Source organism: Thermostichus sp. MS-CIW-40 (assembly GCF_054058315.1).
Genome location: NZ_JBSSAC010000057.1, coordinates 1 through 14371 on the forward strand (window position 1 = coordinate 1; position 14371 = coordinate 14371).

At 60.2% G+C, this 14371-nt stretch carries 12 protein-coding genes; 7 read left to right on the forward strand and 5 right to left on the reverse strand.

The window, feature by feature from the left end; all coding sequences use genetic code 11:
- Window positions 1-61: 61 nt before the first annotated feature.
- Window positions 62-2989: an Eco57I restriction-modification methylase domain-containing protein gene (locus tag ACVWXF_RS12955; RefSeq protein WP_457474595.1), complete on the reverse strand. Its 2928-nt coding sequence runs from the start codon at window positions 2987-2989 to the stop codon at window positions 62-64.
- A complete protein-coding gene (locus ACVWXF_RS12960; protein WP_457474596.1) occupies window positions 2986-5880 on the reverse strand; it encodes a helicase-related protein in 2895 nt (964 codons plus the stop codon). Before ACVWXF_RS12960 ends, ACVWXF_RS12955 begins: the two co-directional genes overlap by 4 nt.
- 97 nt (window positions 5881-5977) lie before the next feature.
- Between ACVWXF_RS12960 and ACVWXF_RS12965 the strand changes: the two genes are divergently transcribed.
- Entirely contained in the window at window positions 5978-6538 is a 561-nt protein-coding gene (locus ACVWXF_RS12965) for a Crp/Fnr family transcriptional regulator (RefSeq protein WP_457474597.1), read from the forward strand.
- A 156-nt stretch (window positions 6539-6694) separates the two neighbouring features.
- A complete protein-coding gene (gap, locus tag ACVWXF_RS12970) occupies window positions 6695-7714 on the forward strand; it encodes a type I glyceraldehyde-3-phosphate dehydrogenase (protein WP_011433307.1) in 1020 nt (339 codons plus the stop codon).
- 34 nt (window positions 7715-7748) lie between these two features.
- Here gap and ACVWXF_RS12975 read toward each other — a convergent pair whose 3' ends face one another.
- Window positions 7749-8309, reverse strand: coding sequence for a 2'-5' RNA ligase family protein (locus ACVWXF_RS12975; RefSeq protein ID WP_414373648.1), 561 nt, complete (start codon window positions 8307-8309; stop codon window positions 7749-7751).
- A 59-nt stretch (window positions 8310-8368) separates the two neighbouring features.
- Here ACVWXF_RS12975 and ACVWXF_RS12980 point away from each other — a divergent pair, with 59 nt between their 5' ends.
- Window positions 8369-8818 carry a (2Fe-2S) ferredoxin domain-containing protein gene (locus ACVWXF_RS12980; RefSeq protein ID WP_414331431.1) on the forward strand — a complete coding sequence of 150 codons (450 nt, stop codon included), beginning with the start codon at window positions 8369-8371 and terminating at the stop codon, window positions 8816-8818.
- Here the strand turns inward: ACVWXF_RS12980 and ACVWXF_RS12985 are convergent.
- Together ACVWXF_RS12985 and ACVWXF_RS12990 are read right to left on the reverse strand one after the other, a co-directional pair.
- Window positions 8787-9419 carry a lysophospholipid acyltransferase family protein gene (locus ACVWXF_RS12985; protein WP_414331435.1) on the reverse strand — a complete coding sequence of 211 codons (633 nt, stop codon included), beginning with the start codon at window positions 9417-9419 and terminating at the stop codon, window positions 8787-8789. The genes ACVWXF_RS12980 and ACVWXF_RS12985 overlap by 32 nt on opposite strands.
- A gap of 87 nt (window positions 9420-9506) precedes the next feature.
- The gene (locus ACVWXF_RS12990) at window positions 9507-10217 is read right to left on the reverse strand and encodes a Uma2 family endonuclease (protein WP_414330056.1); all 711 of its coding nucleotides are present in this window, start codon (window positions 10215-10217) and stop codon (window positions 9507-9509) included.
- Window positions 10218-10369: 152 nt separating this feature from the next.
- Here ACVWXF_RS12990 and ACVWXF_RS12995 point away from each other — a divergent pair, with 152 nt between their 5' ends.
- From ACVWXF_RS12995 to groL, 4 genes are all read left to right on the forward strand, one after another.
- Window positions 10370-10852, forward strand: a complete 483-nt coding sequence (locus tag ACVWXF_RS12995) for a GNAT family N-acetyltransferase (protein WP_457474598.1) — start codon at window positions 10370-10372, stop codon at window positions 10850-10852.
- Window positions 10853-10863: 11 nt separating this feature from the next.
- Entirely contained in the window at window positions 10864-11979 is a 1116-nt protein-coding gene (locus ACVWXF_RS13000) for an NAD(P)/FAD-dependent oxidoreductase (RefSeq protein ID WP_457474599.1), read from the forward strand.
- A gap of 88 nt (window positions 11980-12067) precedes the next feature.
- Window positions 12068-12394 carry a 30S ribosomal protein PSRP-3 gene (locus ACVWXF_RS13005; RefSeq protein ID WP_414330048.1) on the forward strand — a complete coding sequence of 109 codons (327 nt, stop codon included), beginning with the start codon at window positions 12068-12070 and terminating at the stop codon, window positions 12392-12394.
- A 191-nt stretch (window positions 12395-12585) separates the two neighbouring features.
- Entirely contained in the window at window positions 12586-14205 is a 1620-nt protein-coding gene (groL, locus tag ACVWXF_RS13010; protein ID WP_457474600.1) for a chaperonin GroEL, read from the forward strand.
- The last annotated feature ends 166 nt before the right edge of the window (window positions 14206-14371 follow it).

Consider the following 14371-nt stretch of genomic DNA (forward strand, 5'->3'; position numbering starts at 1 on the left):
TGAAGACTTCTTTACTACTGATCAATCCATCCTCCTTCCGAAGTTGGTTTGCTAAGTGCTGCTATTGTACCCCTTGAGCCCTTAACAGGCTGTAGATGGCGCGGGTCAGGTCGGCATCCTGGCGAGTGCGGAAGACGGGCAGGGTGCGGGTGTTGGGGTTGATGCGGGCAATGTCGTCCGCTGTGAGGGTGAGAACGCGACGCGGGTCGCGCAGGTGTTCAGGGCGGGTGGCGAAAAATGAGAACGTGAGAGCGGGAGAGGTCTCGTGTTCTCCTGCTCTCTTGCTCTCCTGCTCTCCACAAAGGGTGAGCAGGCAGAATTTCATGCGGCTGTCGACCGCCGGGAAGAGTTTTTCACGATTTTCGAAGTCGAACAGGCTGAGCAGATGTCCTTTTTCCACCAGATCGGCGAAGAAGAACTGATTGGTGGCGTCGGTGGCAATGCCGGTGGGGACGATGATGCCCGCCCGTCCCCTCAGCAGGTGACGCACGCGCTCGGCGAAGACGGAGTAGGTGTTGATGCGCCCGCGGCCGGTCAGGGGGTACTGTCCGCTCGCGCGCAGGAAGCGGCTGGCGCTTTCGGCGTTGTGCAGGGCGCGCTGGTAGTCGTGCCAGAGGGCGGGGTTGGTCTGGGGCAGGTCGGCAATCAGGCGTTTGCGGGCGGCGGCGTTGGGCGCGCGGGCAATGGCGGTATCGCGGCTGGCGAAGAATTCTTCTTCCTCCAGTTGGATTTGCTCCCAGGGCGGGTTGGAGAGGATCACATCAAAGCCGCCACTTTCAAACACCTCCGGGAACTCCAGCGGCCAGTGGAAAAACCGGTTCTCGACGGCGAGGGCCTGAGCAGTGGCAAGGGCCTGGGAGGGGGTTCTCTCCTGCAGTCGATCAGCCACGGCTTGGGTGGTAATGGCCCTAGAGAAGTCAGGGATCAAGGGCTGGAAAAAAGCGGCTGTCCACAGGTTGCAGGCTTCCACTAGCTTTTGGTGTTGCGGGTCTTGGCAATAGCGGCTGTAGAGCTGCTGCTTGCGGCTAACCTCTGCCGGGGAGTTGTCTGGAATGGCTTCTAGCTTCTGTCGCTCCTGGCTAAGCTCAGCCACCACCTGGTCAGTGTCAAAAGCAAGGGAAAGCTGCCCTGTTTGCAAACTCTGGCACTCGGTGCGATTGCGCTGCTTTAGCGAGCGGGCAGCCTCCTTGGAGTCAGCGCTAACCGGGGTAAAGGCTTCATCGGGGATGCCCTTTTCCAAAATCGCCAAATCCAAGACACCCACCAGCGAATCGCCGCACTTGATGTGGTGATCCAGGAAGGTGAGGGGCTTGCCGGCGCAGTGGGCCTCCAGCCACAGGGCCACGCGGCAGAGTTCCACCGCCAGCGGGTTTTTGTCCACGCCGTAGATGCAGTGCGCCACCACATCGCGGATGGCCTCGCGGACACGCTCGGGGGCGGGTTCCTCTTCGCCGGTGCGGATCTTTGCCAGTTCCTTGCCCAACCTGCGGGCGGCAGCAAGCAGGAAGTGACCGGATCCGCAGGCGGGATCACACACACGGATGGACAAAATCGCTTGCTCTTTTTCCTCAGGTGGGCGAGCGGCTTTCAGCCGTTCTTCGATCACTGGCTCCAGCGCCGAGCGGATGAGTTCGGCCACTAGCTCCGGCGGGGTGTAGTAGGAGCCTGTGCTCTTGCGCTCTGAGCCGTAGCTCAACTCAAAGCGAGGCGCCCCTTGCCCAGTTACAATCTGAGGCTGGTAGTCGAGCAAGCTTTCGTAGACGGATCCCAGTTCTTCTACATCCAGCGCCGCGTAGTTGACCCGCCGAAGGGGAGAGGTGGGGTTTTCTCGGTAGTAGGCTAGGTGCGAAAAGGCTTGCAGCAGATCCCGGTTGCTCAGGCTGCACTCATCCAGCTCCAGAGGGGCAAACAGCTCTCCGTTGAGAGGAGCAGCCCCCAGCAGCTCCGCCAGCTCCTCTTGGGAAAGCACCCTCCAGAGCACCCGCAAGCTGCACCAGAGATCCTCGTGTTCGTCTTGGGCACTTTGCCGATCCAAAAACCGCCGCAGCCGCGTCACGCTGTAGTGCTCGCGATAGAGCGCCGCGCTGCTCATCAACCCCCGCTCTTCGGAAACCAAGAGGAACAGGAACCGGTAGACCAAGCGCAGCAGTTGGCGGTAGAGCTCCCTGGGATCCGACAAGAGCCGCGCTCTCAGCCTCTGGTTCTTGGGATGGGCCAGGAACCCATTTGCCAGCAACCTGATGCACTCCTCAACCCCCTCCCGCAGCCGTTCCCGTACCCGGCCACCCTGCTCCAGGGCCTGTTGGTAGTACTTTTCCAGCAGACAATCCCCTGCTAGCTCTGCCGTTTGGGGCAAGCGGCTGCGGTGCAGCAGCCGAAAGAGGATGGCAAAGTCGTTAAACCGCTGCTCCTCTAGGATCTGCTTCAGGTCAAACTCCACATAGGCCTGCCGACGCACATAGGTGGAGTCCCGCAGGAGGCGCAGGGTCAATCCGTTGGTAACAATGCCCCAGAGGTGCTCGCTGCGGTTGAGATACTCCTGCAGCAGCGAGTGGGGTGCCAGGCGAGGCCGGCCAGAAGCCGGCACGCGGCCCAGCTCCTGGCGCGCGCCGACGATGTGCACCGGTGGCGCGTCTTCCGCCTCGCCCATGCGATGCGAGATGGGGAAGTTCATTCCGTCCACCTCGCAGGCGCGCGGTTGATAGCGCACCTCGATCCCCAGCAAACTGAAGAAGGGGATCGCCCAGGCATCGCGGGTGATGCTGGTGGCGAGATCGCTTTCGGGCAGGCGCTGCAGGCGGCTCTGGAAGGCCTCCCAGTACTTCCGACAATCGGCAAAGACCGCGGCAATCTCTTCGACTGGGCCGCGCTTGCTGTTAAAGCCGAAGTCTTCTGGCTTCTGTCCTGGCAGATCCCCTGCCAGCAGCTTTTCGAGAATATCGGGCCCCAACAGGCCTCCTTCGATGCGTACCCCAGAAAACTCGCTCATCGGCAAACCACCGGTTGGAGAACAAGGAGTCCTAAAAGATCGGGGGGAAGCTGCGGCTTCACCTTCAGCCCCCGCCCCTGTAGGGACACGGCTTGGCGGATGCGCCTATGGGCAGCCTCCAGCTCAGCAGCACGCTGCAAAATCCGCTCCCGCGCCGCCTGCTGCAGCCGGTGATCCCTTCCCCAGTTTTCCTCTGTCTCCTGCCACGGGCCGAGACAGGCCAGGAGATGCTGAACCAGCTCCCGCTTTTCCGCTAGCGGTAGGTTCTCATCCGGCTTGGCCGTGGCCAGCAGTTGGAGAGCTGCGCCCGTCTCCAGCCAGCGGGCCTCGCCGCTCTCCAGGCCAACACCGCCTAGCACCAGCACCTCTTCCGCCAAGAGAGGCTGCCCCTGGGGTTGCTCCACCAGGTAGCGCACCCGCAGCAGCAGTAGAGTTGTAAGATCAACTACCGCTCGGGTGCGTAGAGCGCCGCAGCGGGAGACGACAGCATCCCCTTTCTCTGGGTTGTCGAGGGCTTCCTCCAGCAAAAACTGGGCCAGGGCAACCACGACGCGGTGGTTGCGGCCAATGTATTCGGCACCTTCGGGCGTGGGCGAGTCGAAGCTGATTAGCCAACGCCCGCCTTTGGGAGAGGGCAGGGCCAGGCGAATGGCTTCCGGCAAGATGGCAGTGGCTTCGGAGCCGACGCTAACCTGGTAGACCCCCGACCGCTTCCCTGGGGTTATGGCTAGGTTGAGGCGCTGGGCGGCAGCCAGGAAGAATTCGCGCACAGCTTCGGGATCCCCTAGCACGGCATCGGTGGCCTCCAGCTCCCGCTGCACTGCCTCAGGCTTGAGGGCCCGCTGGGCAAAACGGGTGCGGTTGCGCCGCTCCTGTTCGACAGAGCGATCCCAGCGCCGGTGAAACTCATCCACTTCCGGCACGCCAAGATCGAGGGTTAGCTGGCGCTCGGCGGACCAGTGTCCCTTGCGCAGGAAGAGGGCTTCGAGCACAGCCTGGGTAACGCTTTCGCTAGCCTCCGGCACAGGCACGTGGGTGCCCAGGGTGCGGTGGATCTCCCGCGCTTTGTTGAGCAACACCTCCAGTACCACGCCATCTACGGGGTTGTCGCGGCCAAAAAAGCGGATGACCTTGACCCGGCTGGCCTTTTGGCCGTAGCGATCCACCCGGCCCTCCCGCTGCTCCAGCCGATTGGGGTTCCAGGGCAGGTCGTAGTGGATGACGGCTGTAAACTTTTCCTGCAGGTTGATCCCTTCCGAGAGGCAGTCGGTGGCCACCAGCACCCGTGGTCGGTCAACTTCCAGGTTCGCGATCTTGGCCTCCCGCTCCTCGTCTCCCATCCTGCCCGTTACACAGGCTACTTGGGCTGGGGATCCCAGCTGTTGCCGAAGGTAACTGTCCAGATACTCCGCAGTGGCAACGTAGCGGCACCAGAGGATGGGATGAAAACCTTCCTGAAGCAACTTTTTCACCAGCTCGATGGCCCGCGCCAGTTTGGTGTCGTGCTCTGGGCCCTGGAGCTGTTTGGCCAGACGGGCCAGGGCCTGCAACCGGCGGCGGTCGCTATCCGGCAGGGTTGGGTCTGCGGCTTCAAGAGCTGGCGTTGGCAGCTCATCGTCGGTACGCTCTTCTGCCGACTCGAACACCCAGCGGCTCAGTTCTGCCTCAACCTCTTCTTCTGCCTCCAGGGTTGCTCCGCTGCGATTGTGCAATGCCGCTACTGCTGCCGCCGGGCTGGACATTACGCAGCGCAAAAGGGCCAGCGCTCCCCAGTAGCGCACTCGCTGCTGGCGCTTCTCTAGTTGCTGCCCTGTGCACACCAATTCCGAGCAAAACCCATAGGTGTCCTCGAACAGCTTGCGCTGCCCCTCAGAAAGGGTGTAGGTTTCATCTTCAGCTTCCCGGGTTGGAAAACAGGTGAGCTCCTGCCAAGTTTCCCGAATATCTCGCCGCGTGCGCTGGACAAAATGACGGGCTAGCTGGACGCGTTGGTCTTCGTTGAGATCCTGGAGATCCCATGTCTCGAACTCGGGCCGCAGCAGCCCCAGCAGCGAGCGGAAGGCCTCTTCGACACCGCTGTGGGGAGTTGCCGTCAGCAGGATCAGGTGGCGGTTGGGGTTTTGGGCCACCGCTTTGAGCAGACTGTGGCGCTCCTGCTGGTTTTTGCCATGGGCCGCCGCTGCCCCATGGACTTCGTCGGCAATGACCAGCTCAGGACAAAATTGCAGAAATGGGTGGCGGTTGCGCTCGGTCTTGACGAAGTCAATGCTGGCCACCTGGACAGGAAAGTGCTCGTAGAGGCTGCGCCCAACAGGGGTTTTTCGCTCCAATTGCCCCACCGTTCCCGAGCGGATGACCACTGGCTCCAGGTTAAACTTCTCGGCCAGCTCGCTGGCCCACTGCTCGCACAAATAGGGAGGGCACAGGACACAAAGGCGTCGGATCTCGCCGCGATCCAAAAGCTCCCTGGCTATCAGCAGCGCCTCGATGGTCTTGCCCACCCCTACGTCGTCGGCAATCAATAGCCGCACCGGATCGAGGCGCAGCGCCATGAGCAAGGGCACAAACTGGTATACCCGTGGCCGAATCGAGAGGCGCCCCAGAGAGCGAAAGGGAGTTGCGCCCTCCCGTAAAATCAGCCGGGCCGCCTGCCAGAGGAGAAGGGTACTGGTGGCATCGGCAGGATGATCCCCAGAGGGCCAAGGAAAGGCGGTAGGCTCCACTCGCTCGAAGGGCAAGGTGCCGCCCACAAGGTTCATCAGGTGTCGGTGAATGCAAACCGCATCTTCTGGGGTGCCGGTGAGGGGCCGCAGCACCACAATTTCTTCTGAATCAGCGGGGAGCACCACCCACTCGCGGTTGCGGCAGCGGACAATTGAGCCAGGCTGCATGGGATCCCTGGGAGCGACCTACCTTTTCCATTGCATCTTAGATACTCTTTGGGGACAACTCTCTCCCATCTCCCAATACCCTGCCGGCAGCGGTAGGATGAAACGGAGCCGGCCTCAGGTACCCCTCTGGCCCACCGACATCATGAGCAGCCCCCGTTATCCGTTTGAGCGTGTTCGCGAGCACTTGCTCTTCCAATCCTTGGAAGATGCCGAGTGGAAGGCGCTGACGGCAGCCCTGTTGCCCAGCCGCTTCTCTCCTGGCCAGGTGATCTTTCAAGAGGGGGATCCCAGCAGTGACCTGTACATGATCCTCAGTGGAGTGGTGGAGCTGCGTCGCCAGTACGTGCGACATCCGGGAGATTATTGGCTGGCCACGCTGCACGCCGGGCGCTTGTTTGGGGAACTTTCTCTGCTGACGGGGCGGCGGCGCTCCTTTACGGCAGTGAGCATGACCGAGGTGCAGACCCTGCGCCTCTCCAACGAGGGGCTGATCCTGTTGCCTCTGGAAGTCCAGGTGAAACTCTACCGCGCCTGGAGCCAGATCATCAGCGAGCACCTTTACTGGCTGGATAGTATGTTCACGGATCTTCTGGAGCAGCGAGGGGTAGAAAATGTAGCCTCGGCTATGGCTCTGCTGCACCAGCGCTATCCCGCTTGAAAGAGGCTCAATCCCTGCTCCGCATAGGTTTGCAGGTCAACGTCCACGAAGACAACCCCTTGGATCCCAAATTCTGTCTTCAGAATGTTCAGGGGTTGCGATATCATGTGCTAAGCAGCAGCCCCCAAGAGATTTCAAGCAGCGAGGTCAGGAGCAGTGGTTAGGGTAGCCATCAACGGGTTTGGTCGCATTGGTCGCAACTTTTTGCGCTGTTGGCTGGGTCGCTCCCAGTCCAACCTGGACATTGTTGCCATCAACGACACCTCAGATGCTCGCACGGCTGCCCACCTGCTCAAGTACGATTCCATCCTTGGGCCGTTGCAGGGAGCAGACGTTGAGCCTGCAGAAAACGGTTTGGTGGTGAACGGCAAGCATATCTATGCCGTTTCCGACCGCAACCCCAGCAACCTGCCCTGGAAAGAGTGGAAAGTGGATCTTGTTATTGAAGCTACAGGTGTTTTTGTCGACTACCAGGGTGCCTCTAAGCACATAGAAGCGGGGGCCAAAAAGGTGGTGATCACCGCCCCGGCCAAGGGGGGAGACATTCCCACGTTTGTCTACGGTGTTAATCAACACACCTACGACCCGGTGCGGCACAACATTGTCAGCAACGCCAGCTGCACCACCAACTGCCTTGCCCCGATCATCAAGGTGTTGCTGGACAAGTTCGGCGTCCTTCGCGCCACCATGACCACCACCCACAGCTACACCGGCGACCAGCGGATCTTAGATGGTGGTCACCGCGATCTGCGGCGGGCCCGGGCAGCAGCATTGAGCATGGTGCCCACCACCACGGGGGCTGCCAAGGCGGTGGCTTTGGTGATCCCGGAGCTGAAAGGCAAGCTGAATGGGGTGGCGGTACGGGTTCCCACGCCCAATGTGTCTCTGGTGGACTTGGTGGTGCAGACGGAGCGGCGCGTGATTGCCGAGGAGGTAAACGCTGCCCTGAAGGAAGCCTCGGAAACCACGATGAAAGGGATCATCGCCTACTCGGATATTCCCTTGGTCTCCATCGACTACCGCGGCCACGACTGCTCGGCCATTGTGGATGCGGAGATGACCAGTGTGCTGGATGGGGATCTGGTCAAGGTCATGGCTTGGTACGACAACGAGTGGGGCTACTCCCAGCGGGTGTTGGACTTGGCGGAATACATGGCCGCTCACTGGGTGGAGTAGGCTGCTTCGGTTGGCAACCCTCTTCTGTTCCCCATTATTCCCCCATCGAGAACTGGGCAAAAACCTGCCAACGTTTGCCGTCGTGGAGGAGGAGCGTCAAAGCTGACGCTACAAACGCACTCTGGAAAGAACGCGTCTTGAACTCTGGCCAGGCGGCGCGAAAGTGGGCGGGGGTTAGGTCTCGGAAGGCCACGGTTATGTGGGGCACAAACGGACGGGCTTGAGCGGTCGTTTCTTTCCGGTTGAGAAGGAGCCCCATGTGGTGATGGGCTTGAGCTTGTAGCTGCTGCAGTTCTGGGGAGGGCACGACGTGAATAAAAATGACACGCGGCGCGAAGGCCCCAAAGCCGGATAACTGGATGGCGACGGGAGTTTGCTGCTTGGCAAAGGCCTCTAGGGATCCCGTCAAGGCCGGCAGATCGGAACTGGGCCACTCGAACGGCGGCACCAGAGTGATGTGGGGAGGCGAGCGCAGGGCCGCTTGGCTGGCAAATTGCTCGGCAAACTGCTGTTTGATGGCTGTCACCTGCTCTTGCAGTGCTGGAGGGGGGAGCAGAGCAAGAAACAGTCGCTGCTTGGGGTTATCCACCAGCATCGGTAAGAACCTAGAGAACAGGGGATAATGCAACTGTAGCCAAGCCCAAACATCTTGTTATGTCGCGTCCTGTCGCTTCTTCCCCTATCCTGGATCCCTCCTCGGCAACCGGATCCCCAGGCCAAGCGCCTCAGCCGGCTCCCATTCCGCCCTACCAGTGGCATTTGTTCCTTTGTGCAGATCAAACCAAGCCCAAATGTTGTGAGAAAGCCGTGGGATTGGAAGCCTGGGACTATTTGAAATCGCGGATCAAGGAATTGAACCTGGAAATCGGGAGCGGGGGATCCCTGCGGGTACACCGCACCAAAGCCAACTGCCTGCGGGCATGCGACTATGCTGTTCCTGGCCCTGTGTTGCTGGTCTATCCCGGTGGGTTTTGGTACCACTCGGTCACGCCGGAGGTGGTGGAGGAGATTCTTCAAAAGCACATCTTGGGAGGGATCCCTGTTGTTGAGTATCTGGTAGCCCAAGATACCCTCAGCGCCCCTGATCCAAAAGGGCATGGATAGCCTGCACGCACTCTGCCGTCACCTGCTGCAAATCGGCCTTATCGCTGGAAGCGGGGGGGGGAATCACGTTGCCAATGCGCACCGTGATGGGGCAGAACAAACGCGGCCACCGGGATCCCTTGGGCAAGACCTTTTCCGTGCCCCAAAGGGCTACAGGCAGCAGAGGCGTTTGGGTGCGGGCTGCAACCAAGGCCGCTCCCAAGTGGGGCTGAGGAATGCGGCCATCGGGGGTACGAGTGCCATTCAAAAAGATCCCTACCGCCCATCCCTGCGCCAAAGCTGCTTCCGTGGCCCGCAGGGCAGCGCGGTCAGAGCCGCCTCTTTTGACCGGGTAGGCGCCGTAGAGCTGGATCACCTGCTTCAGCCCCGGCACCCGAAACAGCTCTTCCTTGGCCATGAAGGCCACCGGGCGGCGCACCGCATTGGCCACCAGCGGCGGATCCAAATGGCTGGCGTGGTTGCTGACGACGATGAGGGATCCCTGGCGAGGCACGTTTTCCTGCCCATAGGTGCGCCCAAAATACAGTCCCCGAAACAAGGGGTTGACCACCAGCCACTTGAGCAGCCAGTAGGCCAACCAATCCCGGCGGCGATAACCCATCTGTGAGTCCAACGATCCCTGCCACTCCGGCAGCAGTTCCCTCTCTGAGTGTAGTGGAGGGTGGGTGCTGAAGGGGATCCCTGGGCTTCAGCTCTCCAAATCGGGATCCTCACCCAAAGCCCGCAATCTTGCCGCCAGACGCTCCGCCCGTTGATGTTCTCGCTCCGCCCTTTGGCGTTCTTGCTCGGCCCGTTCCCGCTCCAACTCAGCCCGTTCATCGCCGGTCAGCAGCAACTGCCCTTGGGCATCACACCAGCGCAGCCAGCGAGCTTGTTTCCCCTCAAAAACGCCTTCCCACACCGTCAGGCCCAGTCCCACCTGTTCTAGCCAGGTCTCGGTCATTTCCGCGTAGTGGCGGCCCCGCAGTTCGAAAATGCGCAACTCCTCTGGCCCCAGCTCATGATTGGGATCGAAGACCGCGTAGTAGCTAACTCGCATCTGCTCATAACGGCTCAGCTTGCCTTCCAGCTCGTCGCCTTCGCGGTTGGAGACGATCTCGATCACCACATCCGGCGGCTTGTCAAATTGCCAGAGCAGGTAGCAACGGTTTTGCTTCTCCCACCATTGCTCCGGCACCGTGACGTCCAGGCTGAGAAAAACATCCGGCACAATCGGGGGCCGACCGATGGCGGTGTAGATGCCTACATTTGCCGCTGCTAAAAAGGTTTTGCCGCGCAAAGCGCTGTAGAGAGCTCCAGTCAGGAGGCGCTGCTGTTTTTCCGAGGCAAAGTTATCCACCGGGGTATCATCCTCTGTTACGAGATCGGCGACGTCGGGAACCAGCAGTTCAGTATCCATGGGCAGATGGGGTTGGGGATGCTAGCGATCTTAGCTGCTCACCTCAGGGATCCTCTGCTCCCTGAGAAACAGAGAAAACAGAGTCCTCGAGCAAGCCCAGGTACAATCGAGAAAGCTTTACTTAACGATGATTTCTTTTTCTTCGCTGCTTGATGCAGATCGTCGACATCCGTCCTGCGGAAAACTCGGACAGTGCGGCTCTGCTCCACATTTTGCAAGTGGTCTTTGCGGAGTATCCAGGCTGTGTATTGGACATCGAAGAGGTGCCGGAGTTGCTTCAGCCTGCCACAGCTTTCGCGGAGATGGGGGGATCCCTTTGGGTGGCGCAGCATCAGGATCAAGTGGTCGGCTGTGTCGGCCTTGTGCCCGATGGGATCCCTGGGCGCATGGAGCTGAAAAAACTCTACACTCTGCCCGCAGTGCGCGGTCGGGGTTTGGGTCGGCGTTTGATTGAACAGGCCGAATTTGCGGCTCGGCAGCAGCAGGCGGACTCTCTGCATCTGTGGACAGATACTCGCTTCACGACGGCTCATCGGGTTTATGAGCGGCTCGGCTATGTGCGTCTGCCGGAAATTCGTGAATTGCACGATCGCAGCAACTCTGTGGAGTATCACTACGAAAAGCATCTCCGTTGAGGGTCGGGCTGTTGAACTGTGATGTGCTGGTGATCGGCTGTGGGGTGGTGGGCTGTGCCATCGCCTACGAATTGTCTGCGGCTGGCCTATCGGTGGTTGGGATCGATGCCGGGGATCCTGCCGCCGGCTCGACAGGGGCAGCTCTGGGGGTATTGGTGGGCATTTCCAGTCGGCAAGCGGGTGGGGAGACGGTTCAGCTTCGCCTGAAAAGCCTGGAGCTGTTCGATCCCCTAATCGCGCGGCTGGAGGAAGACCTGGGCCGGAGTTTGCCCGTCAATCGGCGCGGCATTCTCAAACTCCTCAGGGAGGAGGAAGTGGAAGCTTGGCAAGAGACCCTGGCGGCCCGCCGACAAGCAGGTTACCGCCTAGATCTGCTCAGCCCTGCCGAAGTGGGATCCCTGCAGCCCGGCCTGCGCAGCGACCTGGCGGCGGCCATCTACTCTCCCCAGGATCGACAAGTCCAACCCAAGCTCCTAACCCAGGCTCTCTTGGAAGCAGCCCAACGCAAGGGATCCCGCTTTTTCTTCCACCAGCCTGTCCAGAAGATTCAGCGCAGCTCGGATCCCCCCTTTCGCCTGCAAACGGTTTACACGCCCGCTCTCACCCTCTCGGCAGGTCACGTCATTCTGGCGGCAGGTCTGGGCAGCTCTCCTCTGGCCAAAGAGCTGGGGCTGCAGGTGCCGCTGCAAGCGGTCAAAGGTCAGGCCCTGCGGGTCAAAGCCCCCGCGATCCCCCTGGGGCCCGTGGTCACCGACGCGGATCTGCATCTGGTTCCCCTGGGGGATGGATCCCTGTGGGTGGGGGCAACAGTGGAATTTCAGGCCCCTCATCCCGAGCCGACGCTGCTGGCGCTACAAGATCTGCTGGCCTGCGCCATCCGACTCTGCCCGGCCTTGGCCGCAGCGACTTTGTTGGAGCATTGGGCCGGCCATCGGCCTCGACCGGTGGGACAGCGTGCCCCCATTCTGGGTTGGGCTCCTGGCTACGCCAATCTTCTCATTGCCACCGGCCATTATCGCAATGGGGTGTTGCTGGCTCCGATCAGCGCGGCCATTCTGCGGGACTTGGTACTGAAAGGGGAAACAGCCCTCTGTGATCTAGGGCCCTTTGCCCCCAGACAGGGCTGAGCCCGTATCCATCTTCCGGCTCTCGGCCCGCCGATGGACAGGACATATGTCAGAATGAAAGGCTGCCTGGTTAGGATCGGATCGTCCGTTGAGTAGCCCAAAGGAGAAGAGAGCCTTGCCGAAGTTCGCCCTAAAAGCCCTCTGGTTGGAAAACGATTTGGCTATTGCCGTCGATCAGGTGGTGGCCAAAAACCGCAGCCCCCTCACCCACTACTTTTTCTGGCCGCGGGATGACGCTTGGGAGCAGCTTAAAGCTGAGCTGGAAAGCAAAACCTGGATCAGCGAGGTGGATCGCATTGAGCTGCTCAACCGAGCCACCGAACTCATCAACTACTGGCAAAACGGCGGGCGCAACCGCCCCATCAGCGAAGCCCAGGCCCAGTTTCCCGACATTCTGATCGGCGGCAACTCCTAGCCCTCTCAGCCAAAACGTGACTCTGGATCTGCCCCATCTTGCTCAGGCTCCCGTCTTTGGGCTAGATTGGCACTCAGGAGTTTAGAGTGCTAACTCCCTGCTAGCCGAGCCGGAGGATTCCTGGGAACCCCACTCCGCCTGGCAGTACCCAAAGTAGGAGCCCAGTCAGACTTACGAGGATCGCGGATTCTATGGCAAAGCGGATTCTGTTTAGAGAAGAGGCCCGCAAGGCATTGGAGCAGGGCATCAACCAACTGGCGGATGCAATCAAGGTTACGATTGGCCCCAAAGGACGCAACGTGGTCTTGGAGAAGAAGTTTGGTGCCCCCCAAATCGTCAACGACGGGGTCACGATTGCCAAGGAAATTGAGTTGGCCGATCCTTTGGAGAACACAGGCGCCCAGTTGATGCGGGAAGTGGCCTCTAAGACCAACGATGTGGCCGGAGATGGTACCACCACAGCCACCATCCTGGCCCAAAGCATGGTGCGGGAAGGGCTCAAAAACATCTCGGCGGGTGCCAACCCTGTGGCCTTGCGACGCGGCATTGAAAAGACCACCGCCTACTTGGTGGAGCAAATTGCGGCTCACGCCAAGGCTGTGGAAGGCCGTAAGACCATCACCGAAGTAGCCACCATCTCTGCCGGCAACGACAGCGAAGTGGGAGAGATGATCGCCAAGGCTATGGATGCTGTAGGGCGAGATGGGGTGATCACGGTCGAAGAATCCAAGTCGCTGGAAACCGAGTTGGACGTGGTGGAGGGGATGCAGTTTGACCGCGGCTACATTTCCCCCTATTTCGTCACCGACTCGGAGCGGATGGTGGCCGAGTATGAGAATGCTTATCTGCTGATCACCAGCAACAAGATCTCCAGCCTGCAAGATCTGGTGCCCATCCTAGAGCGGGTGGCCCGCGAGGGTCGGCCTCTTCTGGTCATTGCGGAGGATGTGGAGGGAGAGGCTCTGGCCACATTGGTGGTGAACCGCCTGCGGGGGGTACTCAATGCGGTGGCGGTCAAGGCTCCGGCTTTTGGGGATCGGCGCAAAGCCATGCTGGAAGATATTGCCATTCTCACCGGCGGGCAGCTCATCTCTGAGGATGTTGGCATCAAGCTGGACAAGGTCACCCTGGACATGATGGGGGTAGCCCGCAAGATCACTGTCACCAAAGACAAGACCACCATTGTGACCGATGGCAGCACCAAAGCGGCGGTGGAAAAGCGGGTGGCTCAAATTCGCAAGCAACTGGAAACCACCGATTCCGAGTACGACCGCGAAAAATTGCAAGAACGCATCGCCAAGTTAGCCGGGGGAGTGGCGGTGATCAAAGTGGGGGCTGCCACTGAAACAGAACTCAAAGATCGCAAGCTGCGCATTGAGGATGCCCTGAATGCCACCCGAGCTGCGGTGGAAGAAGGGATCGTCCCTGGCGGCGGGGCGACGCTATTGCACCTCTCCAAAGGGATCCCGGCTTTCAAGGCCAAGTTGAATGCCGAAGAACAGGTGGGGGCAGAAATTGTTTACCGAGCCTTGCAGGCCCCTCTCTTTCAGATTGCCCACAATGCCGGTCTGGAAGGGTCAGTGGTGGTGGAAAAGGTTTTGGAGAAGGAGATGCCCTTTGGCTTCGATGCCCTGAGCGGAACCTATGTGGATATGTTTGCCCAGGGGATCGTCGATCCGGCCAAAGTGGTGCGCTCAGCGCTGCAAAACGCGGCTTCCATAGCCGGAATGTACCTCACAACCGAAGCGATTGTGGTGGAAAAGCCTGAGCCCAAGCCGGCGGCTGGCTCTGCACCTAAGGGGATGATGTAGTCTTGCGAAAGTAAACTACCCGACACCCGCACTATGCGCAGGGTGCGGGCTTTATCCCAATCCCTAGCTGACCCAGAGGACAGCTAAGTTTCGGAATTTCAGGCGAGTTTACAGTCGCCCCAAGGAGAGAGATTACTTGAGCAGCGTTATGGTCAGCATCCCCTTC

What these genes read in the sequence shown, in the direction of transcription:
- ACVWXF_RS12995 (WP_457474598.1), top strand. Translation starts at nt 10,370, where the DNA reads ATGCAGATCGTCGACATCCGTCCTGCGGAAAACTCGGACAGTGCGGCT.
- ACVWXF_RS12990 (WP_414330056.1), bottom strand. Translation starts at nt 10,217, where the DNA reads ATGGATACTGAACTGCTGGTTCCCGACGTCGCCGATCTCGTAACAGAG.
- ACVWXF_RS12985 (WP_414331435.1), bottom strand. Translation starts at nt 9,419, where the DNA reads ATGGGTTATCGCCGCCGGGATTGGTTGGCCTACTGGCTGCTCAAGTGG.
- ACVWXF_RS12980 (WP_414331431.1), top strand. Translation starts at nt 8,369, where the DNA reads ATGTCGCGTCCTGTCGCTTCTTCCCCTATCCTGGATCCCTCCTCGGCA.
- ACVWXF_RS12955 (WP_457474595.1), bottom strand. Translation starts at nt 2,989, where the DNA reads ATGAGCGAGTTTTCTGGGGTACGCATCGAAGGAGGCCTGTTGGGGCCC.
- ACVWXF_RS12965 (WP_457474597.1), top strand. Translation starts at nt 5,978, where the DNA reads ATGAAACGGAGCCGGCCTCAGGTACCCCTCTGGCCCACCGACATCATG.
- ACVWXF_RS12975 (WP_414373648.1), bottom strand. Translation starts at nt 8,309, where the DNA reads ATGCTGGTGGATAACCCCAAGCAGCGACTGTTTCTTGCTCTGCTCCCC.
- groL (WP_457474600.1), top strand. Translation starts at nt 12,586, where the DNA reads ATGGCAAAGCGGATTCTGTTTAGAGAAGAGGCCCGCAAGGCATTGGAG.
- ACVWXF_RS12960 (WP_457474596.1), bottom strand. Translation starts at nt 5,880, where the DNA reads ATGCAGCCTGGCTCAATTGTCCGCTGCCGCAACCGCGAGTGGGTGGTG.